This window comes from Candidatus Accumulibacter phosphatis, from assembly GCF_000024165.1.
Lineage (GTDB): Bacteria > Pseudomonadota > Gammaproteobacteria > Burkholderiales > Rhodocyclaceae > Accumulibacter > Accumulibacter phosphatis.
On the sequence record NC_013194.1, the window covers coordinates 4,253,158 to 4,276,139 of the forward strand.

The 22,982-nt window shown below is 63.4% G+C and carries 22 protein-coding genes and 1 pseudogene; 18 read left to right on the forward strand and 5 right to left on the reverse strand.

Features of this window, described 5'->3' with window-relative positions; all coding sequences use genetic code 11:
• The first annotated feature begins 123 nt into the window (after positions 1 to 123).
• Both CAP2UW1_RS18435 and CAP2UW1_RS25770 read left to right on the forward strand, forming a co-directional pair.
• A complete protein-coding gene (locus tag CAP2UW1_RS18435; protein WP_015768134.1) occupies positions 124 to 2,046 on the forward strand; it encodes a putative bifunctional diguanylate cyclase/phosphodiesterase in 1,923 nt (640 codons plus the stop codon).
• Positions 2,031 to 2,828 carry a response regulator transcription factor gene (locus CAP2UW1_RS25770; RefSeq protein ID WP_199931505.1) on the forward strand — a complete coding sequence of 266 codons (798 nt, stop codon included), beginning with the start codon at positions 2,031 to 2,033 and terminating at the stop codon, positions 2,826 to 2,828. The genes CAP2UW1_RS18435 and CAP2UW1_RS25770 overlap by 16 nt, the downstream gene beginning before the upstream one ends.
• 41 nt (positions 2,829 to 2,869) lie before the next feature.
• On the opposite strand, the gene CAP2UW1_RS24115 is transcribed toward CAP2UW1_RS25770, so the two are convergent.
• Positions 2,870 to 4,657, reverse strand: coding sequence for a PAS domain-containing protein (locus tag CAP2UW1_RS24115; RefSeq protein WP_015768136.1), 1,788 nt, complete (start codon positions 4,655 to 4,657; stop codon positions 2,870 to 2,872).
• A 318-nt stretch (positions 4,658 to 4,975) separates the two neighbouring features.
• Between CAP2UW1_RS24115 and CAP2UW1_RS18450 the strand changes: the two genes are divergently transcribed.
• The gene (locus CAP2UW1_RS18450; RefSeq protein ID WP_041567918.1) at positions 4,976 to 5,509 is read left to right on the forward strand and encodes a tetratricopeptide repeat protein; all 534 of its coding nucleotides are present in this window, start codon (positions 4,976 to 4,978) and stop codon (positions 5,507 to 5,509) included.
• Here CAP2UW1_RS18450 and CAP2UW1_RS18455 read toward each other — a convergent pair.
• Positions 5,506 to 6,585 (reverse strand): CobW family GTP-binding protein, encoded by a 1,080-nt coding sequence (locus CAP2UW1_RS18455; RefSeq protein WP_015768138.1) that lies wholly within the window; start codon positions 6,583 to 6,585, stop codon positions 5,506 to 5,508. The genes CAP2UW1_RS18450 and CAP2UW1_RS18455 overlap by 4 nt on opposite strands.
• A gap of 341 nt (positions 6,586 to 6,926) precedes the next feature.
• On the opposite strand from CAP2UW1_RS18455, the gene msrB reads away from it, so the two are divergent.
• Together msrB and msrA are read left to right on the forward strand one after the other, a co-directional pair.
• The gene (msrB, locus tag CAP2UW1_RS18460; protein WP_015768139.1) at positions 6,927 to 7,439 is read left to right on the forward strand and encodes a peptide-methionine (R)-S-oxide reductase MsrB; all 513 of its coding nucleotides are present in this window, start codon (positions 6,927 to 6,929) and stop codon (positions 7,437 to 7,439) included.
• A complete protein-coding gene (gene msrA / locus CAP2UW1_RS18465) occupies positions 7,436 to 8,053 on the forward strand; it encodes a peptide-methionine (S)-S-oxide reductase MsrA (RefSeq protein ID WP_015768140.1) in 618 nt (205 codons plus the stop codon). Before msrB ends, msrA begins: the two co-directional genes overlap by 4 nt.
• 27 nt (positions 8,054 to 8,080) lie before the next feature.
• On the opposite strand, the gene CAP2UW1_RS18470 is transcribed toward msrA, so the two are convergent.
• Positions 8,081 to 9,271: a class I SAM-dependent rRNA methyltransferase gene (locus tag CAP2UW1_RS18470; protein WP_015768141.1), complete on the reverse strand. Its 1,191-nt coding sequence runs from the start codon at positions 9,269 to 9,271 to the stop codon at positions 8,081 to 8,083.
• A gap of 211 nt (positions 9,272 to 9,482) precedes the next feature.
• Here CAP2UW1_RS18470 and CAP2UW1_RS18475 point away from each other — a divergent pair, with 211 nt between their 5' ends.
• Genes CAP2UW1_RS18475 through CAP2UW1_RS18485 form a run of 3 tightly spaced genes read left to right on the forward strand, consistent with a single transcriptional unit; the run spans position 9,483 to position 10,944 of the window.
• Entirely contained in the window at positions 9,483 to 9,833 is a 351-nt protein-coding gene (locus CAP2UW1_RS18475) for a hypothetical protein (RefSeq protein WP_015768142.1), read from the forward strand.
• A 2-nt stretch (positions 9,834 to 9,835) separates the two neighbouring features.
• Entirely contained in the window at positions 9,836 to 10,471 is a 636-nt protein-coding gene (locus CAP2UW1_RS18480) for an SCO family protein (protein WP_015768143.1), read from the forward strand.
• On the forward strand, positions 10,468 to 10,944 hold the full coding sequence (locus CAP2UW1_RS18485; RefSeq protein WP_015768144.1) for a hypothetical protein: 477 nt from the start codon (positions 10,468 to 10,470) through the stop codon (positions 10,942 to 10,944). The genes CAP2UW1_RS18480 and CAP2UW1_RS18485 overlap by 4 nt, the downstream gene beginning before the upstream one ends.
• Before the next feature lie 154 nt (positions 10,945 to 11,098).
• Here CAP2UW1_RS18485 and CAP2UW1_RS26230 read toward each other — a convergent pair whose 3' ends face one another.
• On the reverse strand, positions 11,099 to 11,230 hold the full coding sequence (locus tag CAP2UW1_RS26230; protein WP_015768145.1) for a hypothetical protein: 132 nt from the start codon (positions 11,228 to 11,230) through the stop codon (positions 11,099 to 11,101).
• 486 nt (positions 11,231 to 11,716) lie between these two features.
• On the opposite strand from CAP2UW1_RS26230, the gene CAP2UW1_RS18490 reads away from it, so the two are divergent.
• The 3 genes from CAP2UW1_RS18490 to CAP2UW1_RS18500 all read left to right on the forward strand — a co-directional run bounded on the left by CAP2UW1_RS18490 (position 11,717) and on the right by CAP2UW1_RS18500 (position 15,704).
• Positions 11,717 to 12,445, forward strand: a complete 729-nt coding sequence (locus CAP2UW1_RS18490; RefSeq protein WP_015768147.1) for a hypothetical protein — start codon at positions 11,717 to 11,719, stop codon at positions 12,443 to 12,445.
• Positions 12,442 to 13,233: a hypothetical protein gene (locus CAP2UW1_RS18495; RefSeq protein WP_291912420.1), complete on the forward strand. Its 792-nt coding sequence runs from the start codon at positions 12,442 to 12,444 to the stop codon at positions 13,231 to 13,233. The genes CAP2UW1_RS18490 and CAP2UW1_RS18495 overlap by 4 nt, the downstream gene beginning before the upstream one ends.
• A 257-nt stretch (positions 13,234 to 13,490) precedes the next feature.
• Complete coding sequence (locus tag CAP2UW1_RS18500; RefSeq protein WP_412566836.1) at positions 13,491 to 15,704, forward strand: SulP family inorganic anion transporter; 2,214 nt, start codon at positions 13,491 to 13,493, stop codon at positions 15,702 to 15,704.
• 422 nt (positions 15,705 to 16,126) lie between these two features.
• On the opposite strand, the gene CAP2UW1_RS26235 is transcribed toward CAP2UW1_RS18500, so the two are convergent.
• Positions 16,127 to 16,252 (reverse strand): hypothetical protein, encoded by a 126-nt coding sequence (locus CAP2UW1_RS26235; RefSeq protein ID WP_363319312.1) that lies wholly within the window; start codon positions 16,250 to 16,252, stop codon positions 16,127 to 16,129.
• A 9-nt stretch (positions 16,253 to 16,261) separates the two neighbouring features.
• On the opposite strand from CAP2UW1_RS26235, the gene CAP2UW1_RS18505 reads away from it, so the two are divergent.
• The 7 genes and pseudogenes from CAP2UW1_RS18505 to CAP2UW1_RS18535 all read left to right on the forward strand — a co-directional run bounded on the left by CAP2UW1_RS18505 (position 16,262) and on the right by CAP2UW1_RS18535 (position 22,945).
• Positions 16,262 to 17,074 (forward strand): hypothetical protein, encoded by an 813-nt coding sequence (locus CAP2UW1_RS18505; protein ID WP_049778607.1) that lies wholly within the window; start codon positions 16,262 to 16,264, stop codon positions 17,072 to 17,074.
• Positions 17,073 to 17,558: pseudogene (locus tag CAP2UW1_RS18510) on the forward strand (citrate transporter); the annotation flags it as partial. The gene CAP2UW1_RS18505 and the pseudogene CAP2UW1_RS18510, both read left to right, overlap by 2 nt.
• 30 nt (positions 17,559 to 17,588) lie before the next feature.
• Positions 17,589 to 18,014: a universal stress protein gene (locus tag CAP2UW1_RS18515; protein WP_015768150.1), complete on the forward strand. Its 426-nt coding sequence runs from the start codon at positions 17,589 to 17,591 to the stop codon at positions 18,012 to 18,014.
• Positions 18,015 to 18,665: 651 nt separating this feature from the next.
• Positions 18,666 to 19,313 carry a DUF47 domain-containing protein gene (locus CAP2UW1_RS18520; RefSeq protein WP_049778608.1) on the forward strand — a complete coding sequence of 216 codons (648 nt, stop codon included), beginning with the start codon at positions 18,666 to 18,668 and terminating at the stop codon, positions 19,311 to 19,313.
• Between the two features lie 21 nt (positions 19,314 to 19,334).
• Positions 19,335 to 20,822 (forward strand): inorganic phosphate transporter, encoded by a 1,488-nt coding sequence (locus tag CAP2UW1_RS18525; protein ID WP_015768152.1) that lies wholly within the window; start codon positions 19,335 to 19,337, stop codon positions 20,820 to 20,822.
• Between the two features lie 392 nt (positions 20,823 to 21,214).
• On the forward strand, positions 21,215 to 22,075 hold the full coding sequence (gene ypfJ / locus CAP2UW1_RS18530; RefSeq protein WP_015768153.1) for a KPN_02809 family neutral zinc metallopeptidase: 861 nt from the start codon (positions 21,215 to 21,217) through the stop codon (positions 22,073 to 22,075).
• Between the two features lie 12 nt (positions 22,076 to 22,087).
• Positions 22,088 to 22,945, forward strand: coding sequence for a peptidoglycan DD-metalloendopeptidase family protein (locus CAP2UW1_RS18535; protein WP_015768154.1), 858 nt, complete (start codon positions 22,088 to 22,090; stop codon positions 22,943 to 22,945).
• Positions 22,946 to 22,982: the final 37 nt, after the last annotated feature.

Below are 22,982 nucleotides of genomic sequence, written 5' to 3' on the forward strand. Positions count from 1 at the left end.
GGCGGCGGCTCACCATCGCCGCACCGGGAAACTTTCCCGTCACTCGCGGGAGTTTCCCCTCTATCCGCGGCGTCACCGCCACGGGAGAATTGGCCGATGGTTTTCAAACACTGAATCGCTGCCATGCCGCCATCCGTCACATTCCTTTCAGCCCCCAGGGTCGGCCAGGCGCCGCGCCTTGTCAGCCGTGCCCGCAAAACGGCCGAGCGCCGGCAGGCAGACCAAGCGCTGCGGCGGAGCGAGGCGCTGAAAGCCTCGATCCTGGCCAGCCTCGCTTGCGGCATCGTCGCCGCCGACCCCCAAGGGGTGATCACCGCCTGCAACCCATGCGCTGAAGCCATCCTTGGCTACCGCGCGGACGAACTGATCGGCAAGCTGACGCCAGTAATCTTTCGCGACAGTGGCGACCCAGCCGGTCCCAACGACAGACCGAGCCAGCCACCCCACCGCACCGGGGACGCCGGACTTGATGCACAGCTCGCCAGAGCCGGTTCCGGCAGTACGGCAGGCGAGCGCGACACGACCTGCCTGCGCAAGGATGGGCAGCAGATCGCCGTTCGCCTGGCGACGATCCCGATGCATGACCCTGATGGGCTCGTCAGCGGCTACGTGCACACCCTCGTCGACATCACCCGGCACAAGGAAGCCGAGGACGGTATCCAGCGTCTGGTGCACGCCGACCCCCTGACCGGTCTGGCCAACCGGATTTTGCTCGACGCGCGCGTGCGGCAGGATCTCAGCCGAGCTCACCGGGCTCGCGAACCACTGGCGCTGATTTTCCTCGATGTCGATCGCTTCAAGAACGTCAACGATACGCTTGGTCACCGGATCGGCGACGAACTGCTGATCCAGGTCGCCGCGCGACTCGATAGCATCGTCCGCGACGAAGACACCCTCTGCCGACTCGGCGGCGACGAGTTCGTCCTGGTCTTGCCCAATACCGATGCGGACGGCGCCGCAAACGTGGCGGAAAAACTGCTGAAAATCACTGCGCCATCCTATCGCCTCGAGCAACATGTGCTGACCTGCACGGTATCGGCAGGGATAGCCATGTACCCGACCGATGGAGACAGCGTCGCGAGCCTGTCGACCTCTGCGGACGCCGCGATGTATCGTGCCAAGGCGCGTGGTGGCAACGCCTACTCCTTCTTCACGGCAGAGATGCAGGAGCGATTGGCACGTACCCGGCAGATCCGCAACGAACTTCGCCGCGCCATCGCGAACGGCGAGTTGCACCTTCAGTACCAGCCGCGCTTTGCCATGGCCGCTCGCCGCCCGGTCGGCGCCGAGGCGCTGCTGCGCTGGCAGCACCGCCAACTGGGAATGGTCTCGCCGCTCGAGTTCGTCCCCATCGCCGAGGGGTCTGGGCTCAGTCTGGCGCTCGGCGAATGGGTGCTCCGCACGGCGATCCGCCACATGCGCGGATGGCAAAACCGCAGCCTGCCGCCCATGAGGGTGGCGGTCAATCTTTCGGCCGCGCAGTTCCGTCAGACAAACCTGAGCGAGCGGGTCGCCCGGATTCTCGACGAGGAAGGACTACCACCGCCGTTTCTCGAGCTCGAATTGACCGAGAACCTGGTCATGGACAATCCTCTGGCCGCCATCGCGACGGTCAACAAGTTGCGCACGCTGGGCGTCGGCGTGTCGCTCGACAACTTCGGAACGGGGCGTTCGTCGATGAGCGACCTCAGGCGCCTTCGCGTCGACAGGCTCAAGATCGATCGCTCCTTGGTCACCGGCCTGCCAACGGATCCGGATGCGGCAGCGATCGTCGCAGCTACCCTCAGCCTGGCGCACGATCTCGGCCTGCCGACGGTCGCCGGGGGAGTCGAGAGCGCCGCGCAAATGGCCTTCCTGCGTGCGCGAGGCTGCGATGAGGCACAGGGCAATCTGCTCGGCCCACCCGTAGTGGCTGAACAGTTTGCAGCGGGCACCCGCCAATCAACGACATGGCTGTCGGTCGGCAAGAACAGACGCGCCAACCCAGGCTCGCCCACTGATCAGTTCGCCAGGGGCTGCCATGAGCCGCCATGGGCGCTAGAATGACGGCGCCGGGGGAGCACATGGAGGCACACTGGGCGCCAGGCTCGCCCGTCCGCTACTCGCAACGGGATGACTCCGCGCATCCGCTGCTGGCAACGACATCGACGGGGAATACGGATGCGGGAGGCAACGTCTTGAAGGCAGCAGGCAAACAGGTCACGGTAATGGTCGTCGACGACCACGCGGCCCTGCGCGCCGGCCTGCGAAGCGTGATCGATTCCGATCCCGGCCTACGGGTGGTACTGGACGTCCCCAGCGGCGAGGTGGCGTACGCCCAGTACCAGACGCTGCGTCCGGACACGGTGGTCATGGATCTGAGCATGGAGGGTTTCGGCGGCATCGAGGCCATCAGACGCATCCGCAGTCGCGACCCGCAAGCTGCCATCCTGGTCTATACCGTGCACAATTCCCGGGTACTGCTCGAACGGGCGCTCGAGGCCGGCGCGCTTGGCTTCGTCACAAAAGGCAGCGACATCGACACCCTGCTGCAGGCGATCAAGAGGATAGCGAGCAGGGAATCCTTCGTCAGCCCCGACATGCTGCCGGCACTGCTGGACCGCCATTTCCCCGCGGGCGGTGTATCGTTCGACCGGCTGACCCAGCGCGAATTCCAGGTCTTCAAGCTGCTCAGCGAAGGCCACGCACTGCCCGAATGCGCGGACATCCTGAACCTGAGCAGCAAGACGGTGAGCAATCATTTCACCCAGATCCGAGCCAAACTGGGTGTCGACAGCCCTGCCGAGATGGCACGGATCGCCATCCGGCAGGGCCTCGTCGAACCCTGAAGGTTTGCTCGCCAGGCGGCGACGACGCGTCGGACATCCACTCAGTGGCCGGGAAGAAGCACGCGCACGCGCGTGCCCGCTCCCCGGCCACTGGAAATCTGCAGCGAGCCGCCCAGACTTAGGACCCGTTCGCGCATGCCCAGCAGGCCAAAGCCGGTTTGCGCAGCACCGACGTCCATACCAATGCCGTCGTCGCGAATCACCAGTCGCAGCCTGCCGCCATCCGGGCCTCGGCGTGTAGCGAGGACGATGCGCACACGCTCGGCCCGGGCGTGCCGGACGATATTGCTCAGGCATTCCTGGACGATGCGATAGATGGCCAGCCGACGCGGTCCGTCGCACATCAGTCCGGCCGCCAACGACGCACGCCATTCGATCTCCGGATGCTGCTGGCCCCAGCCCGCCAGCAGGCTGCCGACAGCCTCGGAGATACAGCCCGCGTCGAGAATGCTCGGATGCAGGCCCTCCATCAAGCGGTGCGACACCTCGTAGATGTCGCGCGCCGAAACGTCGATGGCACGCGCGGCAGCCAGGATTCGTTCGTGTGGAGTCGCCTTGTCGCGCTGGATAGCTGCGGCGAAAGCGCGGATCGCGGTCAGATGCTGGGCGAGTTCGTCGTGCAGTTCGCGCGCCAGCGCCACCCGCTCACGCTCCTGCGTATCCATCAACTGCCGTACCAGACGCGTGTTCTGGTCCAGCAGTACCTGCGTTGCCCGCTCGGCCAGCTTGCGTTCCGTAATGTCCTGCACCGTGCCAAGCAGGCGTAGGGGCGTGCCCATCTCGGTACGTTCGACCCGACCGAGGCCGTGCATCCAGCGCACGGCACCATCTCCGGGGCGCACGATACGGTACTCGATGTCGAATGCCGCGCCGGTGGCGACCACGTGCCGGAGACCATCGAGGGTGGCCTGCCGATCGTCGGCATGCAGCAGCCGCTCCCAGCCGGCGGTGTTGTGTTCGTACTCGGGGCCAATGCCGAAGATCCGGTCGAGCATCGGGCTGCCGACCCAAACGCCCGAGGACAGGTCAGTCGTGTAGCTGCCCAGCCTGCCGACCTCCTGAGCCCGCTGCAAGGCTTCCTCGCCTGCCTTGACCGAGGTGACATCGGTGACCTCGACGAAGAAGCCGTCCACCTCGCCATCCACCATGTCCGGGATGTAGCGTGCGAGCGCATGGCGCACCGAGCGGCCATCCGGCGAAGGAATCGCCCGTTCAAACTGCTGCGCGCTGCCGCGCAATGCCGCCTCAATGTAGGGCAGGTTGAGGCGATAGCGCTCCTCGCCGATCACTTCACGTATGTGCTTGCCCGGAATCGTCGCCGGATCGATGCCGAACCAGTCGCGATAGGCGTGATTGGCAAAACGGTTGCGCAGATGGCGATCCCAGTAGCCGATCATTGACGACACGCTGTTCAGCACCGCACTCAGGTTGTCCCGGTGGTGCCCGCGTTGGGCAGCGCTCTGCACAAGCGCCTGCTTGCGCGTGCTGATGTCCCGGTGGCCGACGATGACACCCGTGGCGGAGGGGGTGGCGTAAAGCTCGAACCAGCGCTCGCGGTCGGGAGAATGGCAAGGGTACTCGAGCGTGAACATCGACTGCTGCCCGTTGAGGACTTCCTCGAGCCCCTGAAGAGCCGCCGCCGCCAGGACGTCGCTGCCAGCGGCGCGACGCACGACTGCCAGGTAGTCCAGGCCGACCCCTGACGCCAGCACGGCGCTACCACCATTACTCTCGGCAAAGTCCCGCCATACCTTGTTGACGCTGACGATCACGCCGTGCTCGTCGAGCACGGCGATCGTATCCCACAACGGGTCGATCAATGTGGACATGGTAGCCTCATTGCCGGAGATGGCGTCGCAAGGTCATCGGCAGGGTGCCCGGCGGGGACTCGCCGTGAGCGCCCGACTGTGGTGGCTGGCCGGACGTGGGGACGCGCGCAGACTTCATTATGACCCAGACACCAGCGCATCGCGAATGCTCGCGCAGCAGACCAACCGGGAAAGATTCCCGCCAATGACGGGAAGTCTTGCACTATCCGCAACGCCGACGACACTCCAGAATTCAGACATGGCATCCAGGCGTCAACTCCTCCCGGCACCCTCAGCGATGGTCGGCTACCGCGCCGACTCCCTGACGGGGATCTCCCGGTGATCGACGCACTGTTCGAGCTCCTCGGTACCTTGTATCAAAAGGGAGATTTCGCACAGGCCGAACGGGTTGCCAACGGCATTCAACAGACTATCCCCGGCGACGTCGTATCCCTGCAATTCCTGGGCCTGCTCTGTTACCGCACCGGGCGCCGCGCCGACGCCTTGCGGGCATTCATCGCCGCCGCTGGCGACGACGCCGATAGCCCAGCCCCACCCGGCGTCGCCAACAGCCTGCACGCTTCGACTCACTGCCTACGGGCGGCCCGCACCCAAGGATCGGCACTGGCCAGCGCCTGGTATGACATGGGGCTGATACTGTTCCGCCTGCGACGCTATCAGCAGGCCATCACGGCATTGCAGGCGGTCACTTGCGCGCTGCCCGACGATCGGGCGGCGAAACGGGCGATCGTCAGAATCGCGCGTTTTTCGCGGCGGCGGAGAACGCCGACGGCCAGCCATCAGCCCCGATGTCTTCCGTCTTCGCTGGCGCAGCCACTTCGACCGCCCACCCAATGGCACCAGTCAGCTTAGCGTGCTGACGGAACCGATTCAGCGTCGGTCACCACGGAAAGCCCGCAGAACATGGCGAAAGCCTTCTCGACGATCGCACGCGCGAGCCCGCGGACAATGAACACCAGGCGGCTGTGACGGTCCTCGTCCGGCCAGGTGGACAGCATCGCTTCCGGATAGCGCATGTGCTGCACGCAATGCACGATGCGCGGTCCACGTTCATCCACGACTTCGATCAGGCCCTTGATCCGCAGGATACGATCGCCGCAGGTGGCGAGCAGGACATCGATCGCCTCGGCAAACTCTGGCCAGGCAAAGGGCTCGGCGAAGCGCAGCACGAAGGCATGCACCTGCGCGTCGTGCCGGTTGACGTCCTCGCCGTGCGCTAGCGGCGGCAGGGCCGCCTGCGCGGCGACCTTCTCGGCGGCCAGCCAGCGGCGCACATCGGCCGTCTTGGTGGTCGGGTCGTAGAGACCGCAGCCCATGACCTGTTCTGCATCGATCGCACCGTTACACACCGGGATCTGCGGTGCCCCGGGGTTGATACGCGCCAGGCGCCTGGCAAGCCCCGCAACGGCGTCGGGAACTGCCAGATCGCACTTGCTCAACAGCAGCCGATCGGCCATCGCGACCTGGCGGACGGCCTCGAAATGCCGCGCCAACTGGCCATTGGCGTGGGTGACGTCAACCACAGTAACGACGCCGTCGATGCGAAAACGCTCGGCGATGAAGAAATCCTCAAGCAGGGTGTAGAGCACCGGCGCCGGATCAGCCAGACCGGTCGTTTCGATCAGCACGCGCGAAAAAGCCGGGATCTCGCGTCGCCAGCGGCGCATGAACAGGTCGCGCAGGCTGCGCGCCAGATCGCCGCGCGCGCTGCAGCACAGGCAGCCCGTGGTGAGGACGACGATGTTGTCGTCGACCTTGTCGACCAGATGGTGATCGACGGCGACTTCGCCGAACTCGTTGATCAGCACCGCCGCGTCGGCAAGCGCCGGCTGCCGCAGGAGATGGTTGAGCAAGGTCGTCTTGCCGGCTCCGAGGAAGCCGGTGAGGACAGTTACCGGGATCGCCCGTTCGGCGCTCAGCGCCGGCATGGATGCAGACCCCGGTCGGCTGCCGACGCCGCCGTCCGCAGCGCCCAGCCCTGGGCCTCGAATGTGGCTGGCGTCGCGACGACGAGTCGAGGAACGATCATCATGGCTGTAGATTAGAACACAGTCGACGTCCGCCTGCCTTGGCGACGCGAAAGGCGTAAGGTTTGCGCGTCCGGCAACGACAATGCATCAGAAGGAGCACTGGCTCAGGGAACTGTCGAAACGCTTTGCAGCCGAACAGCGGAGGGCTCTGGCCCTGCCCTTCAACTCACGGTGGCAGGCCGGCAGGCACCGGCAGGCAACACGCAGAGTCCGAACATGTCATGTCTATGGAGAACCTTATGGATCGTCGTCAATCACTGAAATGGCTGGGCGGTTTGTCCGCCTTCGTACTGCCCATGGCCGCTCCCGGCCACGCGTCGGCGAGCGACAGCACCGGCAACCGCCTGCAGAAATCGAAGGCCGAATGGGCGACTCTGCTGCCGCTCCCGGCGTATCGCGTCCTCTTCGAGGAGGACACCGAACGTGCGGGGAGCAGTCCGCTGAACCAGGAGAAGCGTGACGGCACTTTCATCTGTGCCGCCTGTTATCTGCCGCTGTTCGACAGCGCGAAGAAATACGAGAGCGGTACGGGCTGGCCCAGCTTCTGGGACTACCTGCCCGGAGCCGTCGCCACGCGGACCGACTTCAAGCTGATCTATCCGCGCACCGAGTATCACTGCGTCCGCTGCGGCGGCCATCAGGGGCACGTCTTCAACGATGGTCCCAAGCCGACCGGCAAACGCTACTGCAACAATGGCGTGGCTCTGCAGTTCGTTGCGCGTAGCGAAAAACTGCCGGAGTTGCGCGCGTGATCGGGCGCCGCTTCGCCACCGCGCTGGCGCTGCTTTTCCTCGGCGCCAGCGCCGGTGCCGGCGCGGCCGACGCACCGGACGCGAGGACGCCGGAAGTTCGCACGGCGATTTTCGCCGGGGGTTGCTTCTGGTGCATCGAGGCCGATTTCGAAAAACTGCCGGGTGTCATTGCCGCGGAATCCGGCTATACCGCCGGCCGCACCGTCAATCCCACCTATGAACAGGTCAGCGCCGGCAGTACCGGACACACCGAGGCGATTCGCGTGACCTACGACCCGCAGAAGGTCAGCTATCGGCAACTGCTCGACTACTTCTGGCGCCACATCGATCCGACGGTGAAGAACCGCCAGTTCTGCGATGTCGGCAGCCAGTATCGCAGCGGCATCTACTGGCAGAACGAAGCCGAGCGCAAGGCCGCCGAGAGCAGCCGCGATACCCTGCTGGCGAGCGGCAAGCTGCCGCGCATCGAGACCGAGATTGTCGCCGCGTCGGCCTTTTACCCGGCCGAGGAGTACCACCAGGACTACTACAAGAAAAACCCGATCCGCTATGCCTATTATCGCCAGGGCTGCGGCCGCGACGCACGCGTCCAGCAGATCTGGGGAGGCGGCTAGGCGGCGCCGGTGCTACCGGCAGCAGGCTCAATCGACCTGACAGAGGAGACCCTTGAGATACTCGCCTTCGCTGAAATTGAGCGCCACCGGATGGTCTGCAGGCGCGGCGAGGCGGTGCAGAAGGCGTGTCTGCTGCCCGGCATCGATTGCCGCATCGGTAACGATCTGCTGGAAGTGCTCACTGCGGATGCCGCCGGAACAGGAGTAAGTCATCAGCAGGCCACCGGGATTGAGCAGACGAAACGCGCAGACGTTGATGTCCCGATAGGCACGCGCGGCGCGTTCGGCGTGCTGGGCGGAAGGCGCGAACTTGGGCGGATCCAGAATGATCAAGTCGAAACGATGACCGGCACTCTTGAGTACCCGCAACTCGCTGAAGACGTCGGCCTGGCGCCATTCGGCGCGATCGGCAGCAAGCTCGGGGTTGCGTGCCAGGTTGTCCACGGCGGTGGACAGCGCCGGCCCGGAGGAGTCGATCGAAAGTACGCTGGTGGCGCCGCCGGCCAAGGCCTGTAGCGAGAAACCACCGGTATAGCAGAAGCAGTTGAGCACCGTGCGGCCGCCGGCCAGCTCGCGCGTCAAGAGGCGATTGTCGCGCTGGTCGAGATAGAAGCCGGTCTTGTGGCCGGCGACGACGTCGACCCCGATACGCACGCCGTTCTCGACGATCACCAGCGGCTCGGCCGGCGCCTCGCCAAACACCCAGCCGGTCACCGGCTCGAGTCCTTCGAGCCGGCGCACATCGGAATCCGACCGCTCGTAGATGCGTGCGCAGCCGCTCGCCTCGCGCAGCGCGGCAAGGATCGCCCGGCGCCATTTCTCGGGACCGGTGGCCGTCAGCTGCACCACAAGCGTGTCACCGTAGCGATCGACAATCAGGCCCGGCAGGCCATCCGACTCGCCGTGAATCAGCCGCAGACCGTCCTGCCCCCGCAAATCCGGCATCGCCTGACGACGTGCGACGGCGGCGTGAACGTGGCGCTTGAAGAAGACGTCGTCGATGATCTCGTCGGGGTCGAACGTCCATACCCGGGCGCGTATCTTCGACTCGGGGCTCCACGCCGCCCTCGCCAAGGGCCGACCGTTGGCGGCGACGACGTCGACCGTGTCACCCGGCCGGGCGCGACCATTCAGCCGGTCAACGATCCCGGCAAAAATCCAGGGGTGCCGACGGGCCAGCGAGCGATCCTTGCCGGGGAGAAGAACGAGTTGAGCCATTGCAGGTATCCGGCGCCCGGCGATGACCGGACAGGGGTAGGTTGGACCGTGCAGTGTACTCCATGTACTCCATGCGCTTCGCCACAGTGGATGGCGAACCGCCACCTGCGCGAGAGCGGCCGCGGCGCGTCTTGAGGCCGATCAAGGAATGCCGTCCGCCAATCCCACTATAATCGGGCGCCCCGCATCAACCATCAGCGCTGGAGCCCCGATGAAACGCCTGTCCCTGCTGGTCACCCTGAGCTTGTTCCTGGCTGCGGCCGCTGCCGATCCGGAAGCCGCGCCATCCGCCATCCGTGAACTCGGACAGCTCAATGGGCAGGCGCTGGCCTGTGGTCAGATGGCCATCGCCGGTCAAGCCAAGGCGCTGATGATCCGCCATGCGCCGAAAACCCGCCGTTACGGCGGGATCTTCGAGGAGGAAACCAACGCCGCCTTCCTTGCGCAAGGCAAGGATACGGACAGGTGCCCACCGCCCGAAGATTTCGCCATCCGACTCGAGGGTCTGGCGAAGCGCCTTCCGGCCATCCTGCCTGGCAGCCAGCCGGCCGCGGAGCGGTGAGCATGCCGCTGACGCGTCTGCTCGTCGCGCTGCTGTCGACCTTGCTGACTGTGCTGGCCCTGGCCTCCGAGTTGGACCCAGAGCAGGAGCACGCTTTGCCACCGCCGGGGATCACCGGCCGCTATCTGCTGATGGATACCAACGGACGCGCGGTCAGCAATGAGGACTTCCTCGGTCGCTTCCAGTTGATCTCCTTCGGCTACACCTTCTGCCCCGACATCTGTCCGACGACACTCGCCGAGATGTCGCTGGTGATGAGCAGCCTGGGCAGCGACGCCGAGCGGCTGCAGCCGGTGTTCATCACCGTCGACCCGGAACGCGACACGGCGAGCGTCCTGCGCACCTATGTGACCTTCTTCCACCCACGGATGATCGGCCTGCGCGGCTCGCCGGCGCTGATTCGACGTGCTGCCGACAACTTCCGGGTCCGTTACGAGAAGGTGCGGGAGCCCGGTGCGCCACCGGACGAGTACGCCGTTGACCACTCCGCGGGGATGTTCCTGCTCGGACCTGATGGCAGCTATATCCGCAAGTTCGCCTATGCCGTGCCACCGGCCGAGATCGGCGAACGCATTCGCGAGATCATGGCTGCCGGAGATCAGCGGGCCACCGATTTCCATCGGAGCACGACTCCATGAACCCAAGCCGACTCGTTTTCTGTCTGCTCTTCACCGGCGCGGTCGCCGCCACTGCCGGCGAAAGGCTGACCTGCCCCGATCTCGCTACCGCAACGCCGGTCGGCAACTGCCCGCGCGAAAGCGATCTCCAATACACGTTCACCGGCTACTGCAGTGACGACCGACGAATGTACCAGCAGGACACCGCGGTGTGCACCGACTACCAGGAATACCGCAAGCTCAAGAACGTCGTTCCCTGGGAATCGGCGGACGGCGCCTTCATGGCCTATCTGTCCTGCGAATTGCCGGCCGACCGGATCAAGGCCGCACGCGCGTCGCAAGTCGCGGTCTCGCGACAGGGGAAGATCATCATACTGGCCTGCCACTATGACCAGGGAATCACCTTCACGCACCGGTCACGCCGCGAATGCACGGTCGTCGGCGATGGCCACTGCGCTGCCGACCCCACGGCTTGCCGGGCAAGCTGCGAGTAGAACCGGAGGACTGGAGATCTGGAAGGGGTTGAAGCCGCCGGAGTGGTGGCTGCCGCCTGACCCGGCGACTTCGCAACTGCTGCCGCTGGCGGCCAAAAACTAACGCGGCGCGATACCAGAGGTACGCGCCGCGCGTGCTACGGACACCGACAAGTCAGTTCTTGGGTTGCGCCGGGGTGCTCATTTCGCTCTTGCCATCCTTGGCTTTCTCAGCCGAGCAGGCGACAGCAGTTGCACTTGATAGCGCCAGCGCCAAGGCCATCAGGCCGGCGATCAGTTTCCCCATACGCTTCTCCTTGTGGCTGCCGAGATTGGCGACGTCAATTTAGACCGATCCTGCAGCAAATGCAACCGCGCTCGCAGCGATGGCTCTCAGCAAAGCGCCGAGACGCTGTTGTCCAGCGCCCTTTGCCCGCCGAAGGTGTAACGCTTCGTTGTCTCGCGCGCTAGCTCGTGATATTTCATAACGCACTGCATTAATTGCGTAATACCGGCTTTCGCCAGGGCGCAGAGGGGCTTATCGTTGCATATTGTTGCACCCCCACCGTCCGTTGCATGAGCCTGCCCTGCACCTGAACAGGGCTGATTTCATTCGAGAACGGCTGGTTGTCACCAAGTGGCACGATTGATGCTCGAAACGGGCCAAGGCAGTAGCTTACACAGATCGTCTCGCAGCCGGCGGAAGGTCGCGCTTGACCTGCTGGGCATCAACCAACCGGGTCCAGACTGCCATCCCACTGACCATCATCGCAGCAGAAGACAGGTGAATACCATGGCCCTGACCCCCATTTCAAAAATTGTGCGCCGAGTACGTCCTGTGGTCAGCGTGCCAGAACTGGCGGATTTCGTTTCCATGATCGATCGGCAGGCACGACTGCTGGTCAAAGTGGCCACAACAGCGAGCGAAATCATCGAGGGCAAGGAGTCCGCGCATGCTGTTCGACTGTTGGAACTCGAACAGCGCCGCGAAGAGCTGAAGCGACGTAACTACGCCGCCTTGGACTCGATTCCCAACCCCACGCCGCGTATCGACGAGATCCGCTCGACGATGGACGCCATTGATCGGGCCGCTGCCCGCCTGTTCGTGACTGGGCGGGATTTCCATGAGTGGAGCTCGGAGTCCGACGAAGCCATTCGCCGGATGATGACCGTCATTCGGAATGCGGCTGGGAACCTGCAGCATGGCTACGCGCAACTGAGGAAAGGCTCGTCGGCCGCCGAGTTTGATGCCCACGAAGCAATCGGCTGCAAGGACGCGATAGACCGCCACCATCCTCTTGCTCTCAGAGAAACGACAACCAGCGACCAACAATGCCATTTGCCACCTGTGGCTCAAGTCGCCCCGAAGCCTGACCCCACGTCGGTTGTGGGCGCCTCCTGCCAGGAAGATCTGTATGCGAACCTGAACGACATCGTCGAGGAGCTTGTAGGCGCCGGCATCATCTTGAGGAATTGGTCGCAACGACTCGCCACGGACTTGCAAGGCCGGCGGGATGAGTGAGCAATTTCGTCCGCGCTGGCCCGACACCAGATCTCTTAATTGAAGGAGGAGTAGTAATTGTGAATACGCAAATGCGCGAGACACCGAGCAGGCCCCCTGTCTCGCCATCGATCGAAGGCGATCTCGATAGCTATCTAGATACCACTACCGACGCAACCGCCGTCTTCAGGTCGGCCGTGGACGTGTACCTGCAGAATGGTGCAGTCGGTGCGTGCTGGCACCAGGCCAAACTGATCACCGAGCACCTGCGAACGCTCGAAGACCTACAGGCGCGGATCGAGACCGGTGGAAGTTCGGTCTCGGCTTTGGGACGACCGTTTCCCGCAATGGCGGAACTGACCATCGGGGTGACCCGTCTGCTCAAGGATATGAGGCGGCAAATTACCGCTTTCGCCATCGAAGCCGGCTTCTCGAACCCCGGGCGGCGGGTACCCTCGCATCTGCTTCTCGACATGCAGGAACTGAGCGACCAAGTTTGCGCCACGGTCGGCGCCCTTGTCGATAGTTATCGCCCGAGTACGCGGTGGTGGGAACAGGGATCGGCCGGCGGTACCAAGCGGTATGTGAGTCGGTACGAAAGCCAGGCAGACCGTCTGTCGACGCAACTCATCAAGAAGATCTTCGCAGACGGCACGCTGAACCTTGAGGTGCAACTCCCGTTGGCGCAACTCGTCGAAGAGATCGATCGTCTGGCGGACCACGCCGAATCTATCGACAGGAACGTACGTACCGGAAAGAGAGGTGGTCGTGCCAGTGCCGGTAACAGGCGTCGCAGACATTCGCGCTAACTCGACGATCGGCGATAGTTGCGCAAGCCATGGTGGGCCGGTCACACTCTGACGAGGTCGCATCACTCGGTTATGGGCCGGTTCCGGTTAGATGCCGCACACTCCTCAGGCTTCCATTGGAAATTCGGCGGGGATGGTGGTGGTAGCATGTCGCCGGCCTGCTGTTTTCGTCCAGGATTGGATAGCTCTCGTTGCGGCAGGCTGGACCGTCTGCGTTGGGGAGGATTGACGGCTGGATTGCAGTCTGAGCGAGTGGAGTGGAACTTACCATGACGTCGAACAATAACAAGCTTGTCGGTGACTTCTGGGGTGGTCTTGCCGCCATGTTGGTGGCGCTGCCGTCGGCGATCGCATTCGGCGTGACGATCTATGCATCGATCGGGCCCGTTTACGCCGCCTTGGGGGCGATGGCCGGGATTCTCGGGGCGACCGCTCTGGGGTTGGTGACGCCGGCCCTCGGCGGTACCAACCGCCTGATTACCGCACCGTGTGCGCCGGCCGCGGCGCTTCTCTCCGCCTTTGCTATTGAACTCGTGGAGCGTGGGGTCGAACCTGCCTTCATCGTACTCATGTTGTCGGCCGTTGGCGTGATCTGCGGGATGATGCAGTTGCTCCTCGGTTTCATGGGTATCGGCAGCTTGATCAAGTACATCCCCTTCCCAGTGGTCAGCGGCTATCTCACAGGTGTCGGTCTGATCATCATCGGCAGTCAGATTCCGAAGTTTCTCGGGGATCCCGGCGGCCACTCCTGGTGGCGGGTCCTGATTGCGCCTGAGTGGTGGCAGTGGCAGAGCGCAGTCATCGGCTCCGTGACGATCCTCGTAATGCTCGGGGCACCGCTGATCACGCGAATCGTGCCGGCGGCCATTCTCGGCTTGCTGTCGGGAGTGCTCACCTATTTCGCACTGGCCTATGGAGTGGACGAGAAGCTGCTGGTTATCGAAGGGAACAAGCTGATCATCGGTCCGCTGGGCGGTACCGCCTCAAGCCTGCTTGAGGCGGTCACAAGCCGCTGGCGCGAGATCGGCGAACTCAAGCTCAGTCAAATCGCAGGCCTATTCGGAACAGCCTTGATCCTGGCGTTGTTGTTGTCGATCGACACGCTCAAGACCGCAGTCGTTCTCGATACGATGACGCGTAGCCGTCACGACTCGAACCGTGAACTTGTCGCGCAGGGTCTCGGCAACGTGGCATCGGCTTGCGCTGGCGGTATGCCGGGAGCCGGACAGATGGGCGCGACACTGGTCAATCTGGCGAGTGGTGGCCAGACCCGCGTCTCGGGGGTATTTGAGGGCGTACTGTCGTTGATCGCGTTTCTTCTTCTCGGAACCTTCATTGCCTGGATTCCGGTCGCCGCGCTGGCCGGCATCCTGATCGTTGTCGGCGTGCGAATGATAGACCGGCATAGTCTTCGCCTACTCGAGTCGCCGTGGACCCTGTCCGACTTCATCGTGATCGTGACAGTGGTAGCCGTGGCGGTCGGCTATAGCCTGATCGCGGCATCGGGGGTCGGAATTGCTCTGGCCATGTTCCTGTTCATCCGCGAACAACTGGGCAGCACGGTCATCCGTGGCACGACGGACGGGGGAAACAGGTTTTCGAAGAGAGTCCGCTTGCCCCGGGACATGGACCTTCTGGAGAAGAAGGGAGCCCAAACGGCCATACTCGAACTGCAGGGCAGCCTGTTTTTCGGCACCAAGGACCAACTTTACACCGCACTCGAGCCGGAACTCGGCAAACGGAAGTACATCGTACTGGACATGCGGCGCGTACAGTCAGTGGATGTAACGGCGGTGCATCTGTTAAGCCAAATCCGCGACTCGCTGATCGAACGTGACGCCGTCCTGGTATTCAGCGGCGTGTCTCGCACTTTGCCCAATGGCCGGAATATCGGCGAGTTCTTCGACCAGATGGCACTTACCAAGATGACCAACTCTGTCAAAGTGTTTCCGGAACTTGACGACGCGCTGGAGTGGATTGAAGACCAGACCCTTCGCGAAAGCAGCGTCGAGCCCTCAGAGGTCGCGTCCCTACAACTGAAAGATTTCGAACTCTTCAGCGACCACAAGGACGAAACGCTGGCGGACCTCGAGGCATCAATGGAGCGTCGCTCGCTGCTCAAGGACGAGAAGGTGTACTCGTTTGGCGACCCGGGAAACGAACTATACCTAATTCTCAAGGGCGCAGTCCGCATCACACTGCCGAGCGCCGGACCAGCAGCTGCGCATCATGCGCTCACTTACGGACGCGGCGATTTCTTCGGAGGAATGGCGTTTCTTTCAGAAATGACACGCCTCAACGATGCGACGGCGTTGGAAGACACCGAACTCTACGTATTGCCGCGCGAGCAATTCGAAAGACTCAAGGAGGAGCATAAGCGGCTTGCCTGCCATCTGGTGGAAGCGCTCGCCAAGGTCCTCGCTATGCGCCTGCGTTACTCCGACAAGGAGTTGATGGCCATGCAGGACTAGATCGGGGCTGCGACGGGCCGCAGGCTGTCGCTTTGCGCCACCTTGCTTGTTGCGGCAAGGCACTCTCTGCTGCCCGGAAGGTGAACTCCTGACCACGCGCTGGGCTGGTCGATCGACCCGCGACTCTAACTGACCCGAGCCCCGGACTGCAGGGCAACTCACTGCCCGCCTGTCTGCTCGGTGCTGGAATTCGCCGCTTCTGATGCCGTTGTTCGCCAGCCGGAACACCGCGCTTGCAAACCCTTTCGAGGAGCCACTTGTCATGCGCACCCCTTTAGCCGCCTCCGTCCGGGGGACGCCCTGTTGTTGCTGCTTGCTCTTGGCCCCCTGCCTGGGCCGCCGAAACGCTCCCGGAAGGACCCGTCCTATTCGGCATCCCGGTCGATTTCATCCTTTTTGCGCTGACGCTTCTGGGCGTTGCGCTACTGCACCACTACACCCTGCAGGTCGCGCTCACCGGGCTGGCCACGATCACCGTCGACAGACTGCAGTTCACCGGCTTCAAGTTTGGCGCCGGGCTTGGCGGACTGGCGATCCACCTGCAGCATGAATCGGTGATGCTCAGCAATCTGCTTGGGCTGCTGCTCGGCTTCGCGTTGCTGGCACGCCATTTCGAAGAAAGCCGGGTGCCGGACGCCTTGCCGCGCTACCTCCCTGGCGGCTGGCAGGGAGGCTTCGTCCTCCTGGTCATGATCTTCGTCCTCTTGAGCTTTCTCGACAACATCGCCGCCGCCCTGATTGGCGGCACGGTCGCGCGTATCGTCTTCCGCCACCGCCTCCATATCGGCTATCTGGCCGCCATCGTCGCCGCCTCGAACGCCGGTGGCTCGGGATGCGTCCTCGGCGACACCACCACGATGATGTGGATTGATGGCGTCAGCCCGCTCGACGTCACACACGCCTATGTCGCTACCGGAGTGGCGCTGGTGTTCTGCGGGATTCCCGCGGCGCTGCAGCAGCACCGCTACTCGCCCATCGTCGCGCACTCCGGTGAGGCTGCGCGTATCGACTGGGCGCGTGTGGCCATCGTCGGCTTCATCCTGCTCTCCGCCATCGTCACCAACGTGACGGTCAATGTGCTCTTTCCCGAGGTTTCGGACCGCTTCCCCTTCCTGGGTGCGGCGGTCTGGTTGGCGCTGCTGCTCGCGACGCCGTTGCGCCGACCGGAATGGAGCCTGTTGCCGGAGGCCTTGAACCTAGATTCCTCTGTTGGGCCTCGACTGAAAATGGTGGAAGCTAGCATTGGCAAGGGTTTGCGACCGATTTTCGCAACTGCGCCTCAGTTCCCTTTGGGTGGCTCGGGGGCGCTCGAAAAATCCAATGTTCATAGCGGGTTAGCCGCCGTTCTCGGCTTCAACAGAGGAATCTAGGTTGAAGGGCAGCATCTTCCTGCTCTCGCTGGTGCTCTGCGCCTCCATGATGCCGGTCGAGAAGCTGCCCGCCGCGTCGTGGCAGACGGCGATGGGGCTTGGCTTCGTTTCGGCGGTGTTCGACAACACCCCGCTGACCGCGCTGGCGCTCGTCCAGGGTGGCTACGACTGGGGCGTTCTCGCCTATGCCGTCGAGTTCGGCGGCTCGATGATCTGGTTCGGCTCTTCGGCCGGCGTCGCGCTGGCCAACATGTTTCCCGAGGCCAAGTCGGCGGGACGCTGGCTGCTGCACGGCTGGCACGTCACCCTGGGCTATGTGGTCGGCTTTCTCACGCCGCTCTTCATCCTCGGCTGGCAGCCACATCCCAGGCTCAAGGCCGAGGGCATCGACGCCGTCAGACCGACCTTGCTCGCTGCCAGCCCGGCTTGGGCAGGCGGTCAACCTGTGCCGAACCTCGTTCGCCGCCCGGCGCCTGCCGCCTGACCATCAGAACACTCCGTGGGGACCCAGAAGATGCTCAAGGCACTCATTCCATTCGAAGGCTCCGACAACGCGCTGCGCGCCGTCGATCATCTCATCAGTCTGGTGCAGGCGCGCGAACCGATGGAAGTACATCTGCTGCATGTGCGCCAGCCCATCGATTCCTGGGAGATCCGGCGCGTACTGACGGCCGACGAGATCGCCGCCCTGCAACTCTCGGAAGGCGAAGACACGCTGCAGGCCGCCAGGCAGCGCCTCGAGGCGGCCGGCATTGCCTACACGGCCAAGATCCTGGTCGGCGACGTCGCCCAGACCATCGCCCGGCACGCCGCGGAGATCGGTTGCGACACGATCATCATGGGCAGCGGCGGTGCCTCCGCCATCGCCGGCCTGTTGCTGGGTTCGGTGACGACGAAGGTCATCCACTTTGCGCAGGTGCCGGTCACCGTCGTCAAGTAGCTCAGTCGCCAGCTCACCGGGGGCTGAAGGTGCTTTGCGTGCTCACCCCGCGTACGCTGCCACTGCTTCGACATGGGCAAGGTATCCATCGATCGCCGTGGCAGTACTGAACTTTTCCGCAACCGGGGCCTGACCATCGCCGGGAACCGCGTCGCTTCGGTCAATGCCCTCGGTGTGTAGACACCCATAAGCAACGCTATCCGCGGCATGCGGGGTGGCGAGTGCGCAACGACCGGGCGGAAGGGTAGTCGGAGCGAACCCACCAGCCAGGGCTGCAGCGCTAGCAGCACGTCGACCCGCCTCCGCCTGACGCACGAAAACCGCCCCTCGGCAGGTCGTGCGGGGAACTATGCCATACCGTTCAAACAGTCCCACTGTGATGTACTTTTGCCCTACTACAACGGGTTATTGCTTGGCGAATTGTTTTGCAAATCGCCAAAATCTTCATCCTCGCCAGAAATGAACAACTCTTGAACCAGTTGACACGCCGGGAAGGGGCCTTAAACTGCTCGGTCAGCCGTTGATGCTACGGCTCAATCATTTATCCGGCTAGCGTGGAAAGCCCGCCGGAACTGGGGTATTCAGTCAGTTTTAATCAGGTGGGCAACGCGGCCCACATCTTGCGAGGGGGATAGGATGGAAAAGAAAAGAATGCGCCTGTTCGGCACAACGAAAGACGTCGAGATGCAATTTGACTCGTTTCTGGACACCCTTTCGGACGGGGCGATTTCCTTCCGGGCAGGCGTTACCACTTATTTGGAGACAGGATCGGGCCATAGCGATTTTGCGGGCAAGCAGCAGCAGATCATCGATCTCGAGCACAAGGGCGACGAACTGCGTCGCCTGATCGAGCACCAACTCTACACTCTGGCGCTCATCCCCGACTTTCGCGGCGACGTATTGAGCATGCTCGAGGATCTGGACGCGCTGCTAAACGTGATGAAGGAAAACATGGTGTCCATCGGCACCGAGGCGCCGAACTTCCCGAAGGAGTGGCATTCAGACGTTCATCAGCTGGCCGAAGATGTCGGCTCCGCCGTGGAGAGTGCCGTGCTCGCCTCCCGAGCCTTTCTGCGCGATGTTCAGTCCGTTCGGGATCACCTGCACAAAGTAATGTTCTATGAGAAGGAAGCCGACAAGCACGCCGACAAACTCAAGCGAGCTATCTTTGCCTCGGCCCTGCCGCTCGCCGAAAAGTCCCACCTGCGCCGTTTCGTCGACAAGATCGACCAGATTGCCGACCAGGCCGAGGACGTCGCCGACTGGCTGTCGATCTACACGATCAAGCGCTCGGACTAAGGCCCAGGGGGACTCGACATCATGGATCTGACGATATTCCTCTATCTTTCCAGTGGCTTGTTCCTAGGCTGGTCACTCGGAGCCAACGACGCTGCCAACGTCTTCGGTACGGCCGTGGCTTCGCGGATGATCAAGTTCAGGACAGCCGCGATCATCATCACCGTCGGCGTGATCATCGGTGCGGTGATCAGCGGCGCCGGAGCAGCGCACACCCTCTCCAAGCTCGGTGCGATCAACGCCCTGGGCGGCGCCTTCATGGCCGCTTTTGCGGCAGCGGCGGTCGTCGCCTGGCTGACGGTCTTGGGTTTGCCGGTCTCCACCACCCAGGCCATCGTCGGGGCAATCATCGGCTGGAACTTCTTTACCGGATCGGCTACCGACTTCACGGTGTTCAAGACCATCTGCGCCACCTGGGTCCTCAGCCCGCTGCTGACCTGCATCTTCAGTTACGTGATCTATCTAGGCGTGATGAAGGTACTGACGCGCTCGAAAATTCACATCATCCGCCAAGATGCTTGGACCCGCATGGCGCTTCTGGTTGCCGGTGTTCTCGGATCCTACTCGCTGGGCGCGAACAACATCGGTAACGTGATGGGGGTGTTTATTGGCGCCAATCCGTTCAAGGATCTGGACCTCGGCCTGTTCGACTTCAGTGGCTTGCAGCAGTTGTTCCTACTCGGCGGCGTCGCCATCTCGGTGGGTGTTTTCACTTACGCCAAGAAGGTGATGCTCACCGTGGGCAGCGAGATCGCTCCGCTGACGCCAGTGGGAGCCTTCGTGGTGGTCATCGCCACGTCGCTGGTCCTCCTCCTCTTCGCCTCCGAAGATCTGGAGTTTGCACTGGCGTCGATGGGGCTACCTACCATCCCGCTCGTGCCGGTATCGAGTTCGCAGGCGGTCGTCGGTGGGGTGATTGGCATTGGCCTCATCAAGAACGCGCGCAACATCAAGTGGGGCGTCGTCGGCCGAATCACGTGGGCGTGGGTACAGACGCCGATCGTTTCGGCGCTGGTCTGCTACGTCTTCCTGTTCGTCCTGCAGAATGTCTTCGGCCAGACGGTGTACAACCCGGTAGAGTATCGCCTCTCAAAGCAGGTGCTCGCCCGGCACGCCGAGAAGATGGATGTCACAAAGCTTGATGTTTTGAGCGACAAGGCTTTTCCCAGCTCAGGGAAGCTCAAAAGCGCGATCGATGCGGCCCTCCCCGATATCGATTACAAGGCTGAACTAAAGCTGATCGACGACGCCCTGGTGGAGGGGATCACGGTCGATCCGGCCAAGTTCAAGGACCTTGAAAAGATGCAGGTGCTCGACAGCGAACAGCTTGACGCCCTGAAAAAGCTGAGTGGCAAGACCTTCACCTATCGTTGGCAGCTGGTTCAAGCGCTGGCGGACGGTACGCCGAGATGGCAGCTCAAGGACAAGACAGTCCTCAACAAGCCGTACAACAAGGAGATCCAGAAGAGCCTAGACATTGTGATGGACACTTACACACCCAAGATGAAGTAAGGGAAAGTGAGCCGGGAAGTACGGCAACCTATTGTTGGACTAGCGGTGAGGAGCTTCAAAGGCCTCACCGCTTTTTTTCCGGCGTGAAAGCAAGAGGCCATCAGCTCATGGCACGGCAACGACGATAACGCTGCGAGCCTTGGCCCTTGTGAGCGCCCGATCCTTTTGTCTCACAGGAACAGGGGCAATCCCCGGTTCAGCGTCGCGCCAGCATGAGTACCTGGGCTGCGCAACCAACCACACACAGTGGCGGCAACCGCGACACCAAACGCGGGTTCCCCCAGCGCGAACGTCCAGCAAACACCTCTCCCTCCCCTCTGACGCCTGGCTAGCAGAACGTTCCGTTAATGCTTAACATCTGGGGCATTGAAAACATGCAGTGGGGACACACCATGCGTATCGAGGATCAGAGCGAGAGTCAGAACATCGAGGACAGAAGGGGCGGCGGTGGCGGCATCGGGCGCGGCAGCGTCGGTATCGGCACGCTGGTGATCGCCCTGGCCGCCGGCTATTTCTTCGGGATCGACCCGGCGGTGATCCTCGGGCTGGCGTCGAACACTGGCGGCCAGCCGGCAGCGAGCCGACCGGCCCACAAGCCGCCCGCCGATGATGACATGGCGACCTTCGTCGCCAAGGTGCTCGGCAGCACCGAGACGACGTGGCACGCGGTGTTCAGCGAGGTCGGGCGCCGCTACCAGGAACCGAAACTGGTCCTGTTCTCCGGCGCAACACCGACGGCATGCGGAACGGGCCAGACGGCGATGGGCCCCTTCTATTGCCCGGGCGACCAGAAGGTCTATATCGACCTGGCCTTTTACCGCGACCTCAGGGAACGCTTCCACGCACCCGGCGAGTTTGCCCAGGCCTATGTGATCGCGCACGAAGTCGGTCATCACGTCCAGAACCTGCTCGGCATCTCCGACAAGGTGCACGCGGCGCAGCAGCGCAGCGGCAACAAGGCGGCAGCGAATGCGCTGTCGGTGCGACTCGAACTGCAGGCCGACTGTTTCGCCGGCGTCTGGGGCCACCGCGCCGACAGCATGCAGAAGATGCTCGAGCCTGGCGAGGCCGAGCAGGCACTGACGGCCGCCGCCGCGATCGGCGACGATCGGCTGCAACGGCAGACGCGCGGCCAGGTGGTGCCGGAATCGTTCACCCACGGTTCCTCGGAGCAGCGCGTGCGCTGGTTCAGGCGCGGCATGGACAGCGGCGACATCCGCCAGTGCGACACCTTCAACACCGCAGCGCTCTGAGGAAGCAGGACCATGCCGAGCCTGTCCGCCATCGCTTCCTGGCACCGAAGCGTGCTGTTCGCCCTGCTGCTGCCGTCTTTGGCACTCGCCAGCCTGCCCAGGGCAGCCAGCGTCCCCGGCGGCGTGGCACTGATTCCCCTTGGCCCGCTAGCCGCCGGCGACGGCAAGCCGCGTGCCTGGCTCGGCGAGCAGCAGGTTCTGGTCGCCGCCGATGGCGGCCAGTGGGTTGCCGTCGCCGGCCTCGCCCTCGACACTCCCCCCGGTGCGCACGAGCTTCGCGTGGAGGCGGCCGGAGAATCTCACAGCGTGCGTTTCGTGGTCAGCGCGAAGGACTACCCGGAACAGCGCATCACGATGAAGGACAGCAGCAAGGTGCAGTTGTCGCCCGGCGACCTGGCGCGGGTCGAGGGCGAAGTTGCCGCCATCCAGCGCCTGAAGCGTCACTGGCGCGAGGCCGCCGATACCGATACGAGCTTCGTCCTGCCGGCGGAGGGGCGACTGACCGGGCGTTTCGGCGTCCGCCGATTCTTCAATGGCGAGCCACGCGCGCCGCACGCCGGATTCGACATCGCCGTCCCACGCGGCGCTGCCGTCAGGGCGAATGCCCACGGCACGGTACTTGCCGCTGACGACTACTTCTTCAACGGCAGGACGGTCTTCGTCGATCATGGCAACGGCCTGATCAGCATGTACTGCCACCTCGATCGCATCGACGTCCTGCCCGGCGAGGCCGTAGTCAAGGGCCAGCCGTTGGGCGCGTCGGGAATGACCGGCAGAGCGACCGGACCTCACCTCCACTGGAGCGTCATTCTCAATGGCGCAATGGTCAATCCCGAGCTGTTTGTCTCCCGGGCGGGCAGGCCTTACTGATGCCGGGCGGCGGCGCCGAGCGCCCAGACCCACCCGA

What these genes read in the sequence shown, in the direction of transcription:
- CAP2UW1_RS18485 (WP_015768144.1), top strand. Translation starts at nt 10,468, where the DNA reads ATGAACCCAAGCCGACTCGTTTTCTGTCTGCTCTTCACCGGCGCGGTC.
- CAP2UW1_RS18505 (WP_049778607.1), top strand. Translation starts at nt 16,262, where the DNA reads ATGCTCAGCAATCTGCTTGGGCTGCTGCTCGGCTTCGCGTTGCTGGCA.
- CAP2UW1_RS18480 (WP_015768143.1), top strand. Translation starts at nt 9,836, where the DNA reads ATGCCGCTGACGCGTCTGCTCGTCGCGCTGCTGTCGACCTTGCTGACT.
- CAP2UW1_RS18470 (WP_015768141.1), bottom strand. Translation starts at nt 9,271, where the DNA reads ATGGCTCAACTCGTTCTTCTCCCCGGCAAGGATCGCTCGCTGGCCCGT.
- CAP2UW1_RS18535 (WP_015768154.1), top strand. Translation starts at nt 22,088, where the DNA reads ATGCCGAGCCTGTCCGCCATCGCTTCCTGGCACCGAAGCGTGCTGTTC.
- CAP2UW1_RS24115 (WP_015768136.1), bottom strand. Translation starts at nt 4,657, where the DNA reads ATGTCCACATTGATCGACCCGTTGTGGGATACGATCGCCGTGCTCGAC.
- CAP2UW1_RS18520 (WP_049778608.1), top strand. Translation starts at nt 18,666, where the DNA reads ATGCGCCTGTTCGGCACAACGAAAGACGTCGAGATGCAATTTGACTCG.
- CAP2UW1_RS26235 (WP_363319312.1), bottom strand. Translation starts at nt 16,252, where the DNA reads ATGCTGCAGGTGGATCGCCAGTCCGCCAAGCCCGGCGCCAAACTTGAA.
- CAP2UW1_RS18475 (WP_015768142.1), top strand. Translation starts at nt 9,483, where the DNA reads ATGAAACGCCTGTCCCTGCTGGTCACCCTGAGCTTGTTCCTGGCTGCG.
- CAP2UW1_RS18490 (WP_015768147.1), top strand. Translation starts at nt 11,717, where the DNA reads ATGGCCCTGACCCCCATTTCAAAAATTGTGCGCCGAGTACGTCCTGTG.
- ypfJ (WP_015768153.1), top strand. Translation starts at nt 21,215, where the DNA reads ATGCGTATCGAGGATCAGAGCGAGAGTCAGAACATCGAGGACAGAAGG.
- CAP2UW1_RS18525 (WP_015768152.1), top strand. Translation starts at nt 19,335, where the DNA reads ATGGATCTGACGATATTCCTCTATCTTTCCAGTGGCTTGTTCCTAGGC.
- msrB (WP_015768139.1), top strand. Translation starts at nt 6,927, where the DNA reads ATGGATCGTCGTCAATCACTGAAATGGCTGGGCGGTTTGTCCGCCTTC.
- CAP2UW1_RS18435 (WP_015768134.1), top strand. Translation starts at nt 124, where the DNA reads ATGCCGCCATCCGTCACATTCCTTTCAGCCCCCAGGGTCGGCCAGGCG.
- CAP2UW1_RS18515 (WP_015768150.1), top strand. Translation starts at nt 17,589, where the DNA reads ATGCTCAAGGCACTCATTCCATTCGAAGGCTCCGACAACGCGCTGCGC.
- CAP2UW1_RS18455 (WP_015768138.1), bottom strand. Translation starts at nt 6,585, where the DNA reads ATGCCGGCGCTGAGCGCCGAACGGGCGATCCCGGTAACTGTCCTCACC.
- CAP2UW1_RS25770 (WP_199931505.1), top strand. Translation starts at nt 2,031, where the DNA reads ATGGGCGCTAGAATGACGGCGCCGGGGGAGCACATGGAGGCACACTGG.
- CAP2UW1_RS26230 (WP_015768145.1), bottom strand. Translation starts at nt 11,230, where the DNA reads ATGGGGAAACTGATCGCCGGCCTGATGGCCTTGGCGCTGGCGCTATCA.